This window comes from Massilia jejuensis (assembly GCF_042656795.1).
Lineage (GTDB): Bacteria > Pseudomonadota > Gammaproteobacteria > Burkholderiales > Burkholderiaceae_D > Telluria > Telluria jejuensis.
Genome location: NZ_JBHSMS010000075.1, coordinates 1 through 3208, shown reverse-complemented (window position 1 = coordinate 3208; position 3208 = coordinate 1). Strand labels below are relative to the sequence as shown.

Sequence of the window (3208 nt, the reverse complement as noted above, 5' to 3'; positions counted from 1 at the left end):
GGCTGCACCTGAGATATCAAAGCTGGCAGCATGAAGTGACACGACAACTTTGTTGACAACTACCGTACTTAAGAACAGAAAGCTCTACATGAAGACGTCCCGCTTTACCGACAGCCAGATCATCGCCATCCTCAAGCAAGCCGAAGCCGGCAGCCCGGTTCCCGAGCTGTGCCGCGAGCACGGCATCAGCAATGCTACCTTCTACAAGTGGCGCTCAAAATTCGGCGGCATGGACGCCTCGCTGATGGCCCGCATGAAGGAGCTCGAGGACGAAAACCGGCGCCTGAAGAAGATGTATGCCGAGGAGCGGCTCAAGGCCGAGATCGTCGCGGAGGCGCTGACAAAAAAGTGGTAGCGCCATCTCAGCGGCGGGAGATGGCGCAGTGGGCCGTAGCGCAGCGGTCAGCCACGATTGGCCTGGCATGCCAGGCATTTCACATCAGCCAGACCTGCTACCGCTACGAGGCCAAGCTGGACGCGGAGAACGGTGTCATCGCCGACTGGCTGGTACGGCTGACGAACAACCAGCGCAACTGGGGATTTGGACTATGCTTCCTGTACCTGCGCAACGTAAAGGGCTTCAAATGGAACCACAAGCGGGTCTACAGGATTTACCGCGAGCTCGAGCTGAACCTGCGCATCAAGCCGCGCCATCGCCTGGTGCGCGAGAAGCCGCTGCCGCTGGCTGTGCCAACGGCGATCAACCAGTGCTGGTCGATGGACTTCATGCATGACCAGCTTGCCGATGGTCGCAGTATCCGGCTTTTCAACGTCATCGACGACTACAACGCGAAGGCCTCGGGATCGAAGTCGATTTTTCGCTGCCATCCGAACGCGTAATTCGATCGCTCGACCGCATCATCGAGTGGCGCGGCAAACCGACTGCCATCCGATGCGATAACGGTCCAGAGTACATCAGCGCAATGACGCTGGCCTGGGCTGACAGGCACGGGATCCGCATCGATTTCATCCAGCCTGGACAGCCCCAACAGAACGCTTACGTCGAGCGTTACAACAGGACGGTGCGCTACGACTGGCTCGCCCATCATCTGTTTGAAACCCTCGACGAAATCCAGCAATTTGCCACCAACTGGTTGTGGACATACAATCACGACCGGCCCAACATGGCGCTCGGCGGTATCACGCCAAGACAAAAATTGGCGCTCGCCGCTTAACCTCTACTTTTAGCTCGCTCTAAAAATGGGAGGATTACCGGACCAGTTCAGGATTAAAGGCGTTGCTCGCACATCGTTCGCCGACCAATTTTATGCGTTGGCAGGACAAATCCGTCCAGTTTGAAAGCAGCCCACTCCTCGCCAGCAAATCTGTGCTTCAAATCGCTAACGCGACACAACCGACCACAGCGCGTGTGCCGTCGAATCCCATCACGATTTCCTTTTCCGTCACCGCGATACCTCCCACGGATTGATGAGGGACACCCCCGTTGGCGCAAAATCAGCGGTGTTGCGCGTGACCACCGTCATGCCATGCACAAGGGCGGTCGCTGCGATGAGCGCATCGCGCTCGCCACGCTTATCGGGTACATGCAGCCGGGCGCAGCGTTGTGCCACGGCGGTATCAACAGGCAGCGTGCGTCTAGAGAATTCGGGCAATACGTGCTGCTCGAGCCAAGAACGCAACATGGCCCCCTGGGTGGCGTCCTTCCTCTCGATCGCCAGAACGCCAAGCTCCAGTTCCATGATGGTGATAGCCGACACAAAGAGGTCAGCGGCATCAACGCTCTCCACCCATGCCGTTACGTTCGTATTTGCCTTGCCAAGCCGCACTTTGCGGAGTTCGGACACTACGTTAGTATCGAGAACAAACATCATGAGAAGTCAGCCGCTTGTGTTTCGATGGTCACACGCGGAGGGTCAAATTCGATGTCAGCAATACCTGGCATAGCCAGCGCGTCAGCAATATTGCGCCGCTGCTTTGTAAGTCGCTGATAGTCCTCAAAGCTCATCAGCACATGGGCCGGCCGGCCTCGATCTGTGATGAACACCGGCCCATTGGTTGCGGCCCGTTTTGCCTCGCTCGCCCCTTGGTTGAACTCGCGGCTGGATATGGTGGTAATGGTCATGGCACCCCCTCGGACTTGATCTATGTAGTTATGTTACTACATAGATCAAGTGGGTGCAAGCGTAGTGGACAATTCCGCAGCGTTGTCACAGCCCCCGCGCAGAGTTTTCCGCGATGTCAATGGCTGATGCTGGGAGGCGGTCCAATCAAAGAATCAACGCCGTCTTCCTGGATTGCTCTTTGAAGTTCTTTCATTGCCTCTTGGTCAGAGGGAAACGGATCGTCCCAAACCGTCGAGTTGTTGAACTCATCGACGACTTCAAGAAGCCAACCACCTTCGCCATCCTCATAAATCTGGACATCGATTTCTTTGCCGTCGATCTCCATCCGCTGTGACAGCGGCGACATTCTTACTTCGTATTCTTCGTTCATTGCAACTTTCCTAAGTTAATGATTTTCGTTCGCCGGCACCTGCCAGCTAAGGCGCCTTACTGGGTACAGTCAACTTACCGGGTATTGCTCTGCTGCGCCTGGGTAGCCGCCGGCAATGTTCAAGATGGACCGGTGGGTCAGGTTGTTGAAGAGGGCATCGAGTGTGCACGCCTGGCTTGCCAGCATCGCCTCAACTTCCCCTATATTCCCGTCCTAGATCTTCTGCACCTTCGCCGTCACTACGTCCACAGCGTCAGTGAGCGACAGAGAGTTGTTGGTATACAGGTTGATTTTGGAGAGGTTGACCGAGTTCATAGCGGCTGAGGTCATGCTGGTGAGCCGCCTCAGTGATTGCTCGCTCTTCACTCATGCCCTCTGGCAGCATTACCTTCAGGGTCTTTGCCTTCTCACTCTCTCAATTCTTCCCATCAGAACTTTTCTTTGATACTGCGATATTCTTCATTGACACTCTTTCAATAAGAAACAGGAGAGGCCGTAAGACTGTCCACCAGGCTGAACTCACTTCGTTATACACAAGTCCGCCAGCATCACCACGCCGGTTGAAAATCCCGTTTACTTTCAATGACTTGCCAGCGCCCTTGTAAACCTTCGCAAAATCGCGTTTACTCTCGTCTTTTGCGTGGCGCAATTGGCGAGCAAATCGAAGGGATGGACTGAATCGCCACGAATTTACTAGACACTCGCGAGCCGCTGGAAATACTGCTTTTCATATTCGACCGGCGACAAGTCATTG

3 protein-coding genes and 1 pseudogene are annotated in these 3208 nt (G+C 55.2%); 1 reads left to right on the top strand and 3 read right to left on the bottom strand.

Translation table 11 applies throughout. The features are described from left to right. Window positions 1-88 precede the first annotated feature (88 nt). Window positions 89-1175 (top strand): annotated as a pseudogene (locus tag ACFPOU_RS21445) (IS3 family transposase). A 228-nt stretch (window positions 1176-1403) separates the two neighbouring features. Here ACFPOU_RS21445 and ACFPOU_RS21440 read toward each other — a convergent pair. From ACFPOU_RS21440 to ACFPOU_RS21430, 3 genes are all read right to left on the bottom strand, one after another. Beyond that, a complete protein-coding gene (locus tag ACFPOU_RS21440) occupies window positions 1404-1832 on the bottom strand; it encodes a type II toxin-antitoxin system VapC family toxin (RefSeq protein ID WP_379726272.1) in 429 nt (142 codons plus the stop codon). Beyond that, entirely contained in the window at window positions 1829-2083 is a 255-nt protein-coding gene (locus tag ACFPOU_RS21435) for a type II toxin-antitoxin system Phd/YefM family antitoxin (protein WP_379726269.1), read from the bottom strand. The genes ACFPOU_RS21440 and ACFPOU_RS21435 overlap by 4 nt, the downstream gene beginning before the upstream one ends. A 116-nt stretch (window positions 2084-2199) precedes the next feature. Then, window positions 2200-2454 (bottom strand): hypothetical protein, encoded by a 255-nt coding sequence (locus tag ACFPOU_RS21430; protein ID WP_379726266.1) that lies wholly within the window; start codon window positions 2452-2454, stop codon window positions 2200-2202. Window positions 2455-3208: the final 754 nt, after the last annotated feature.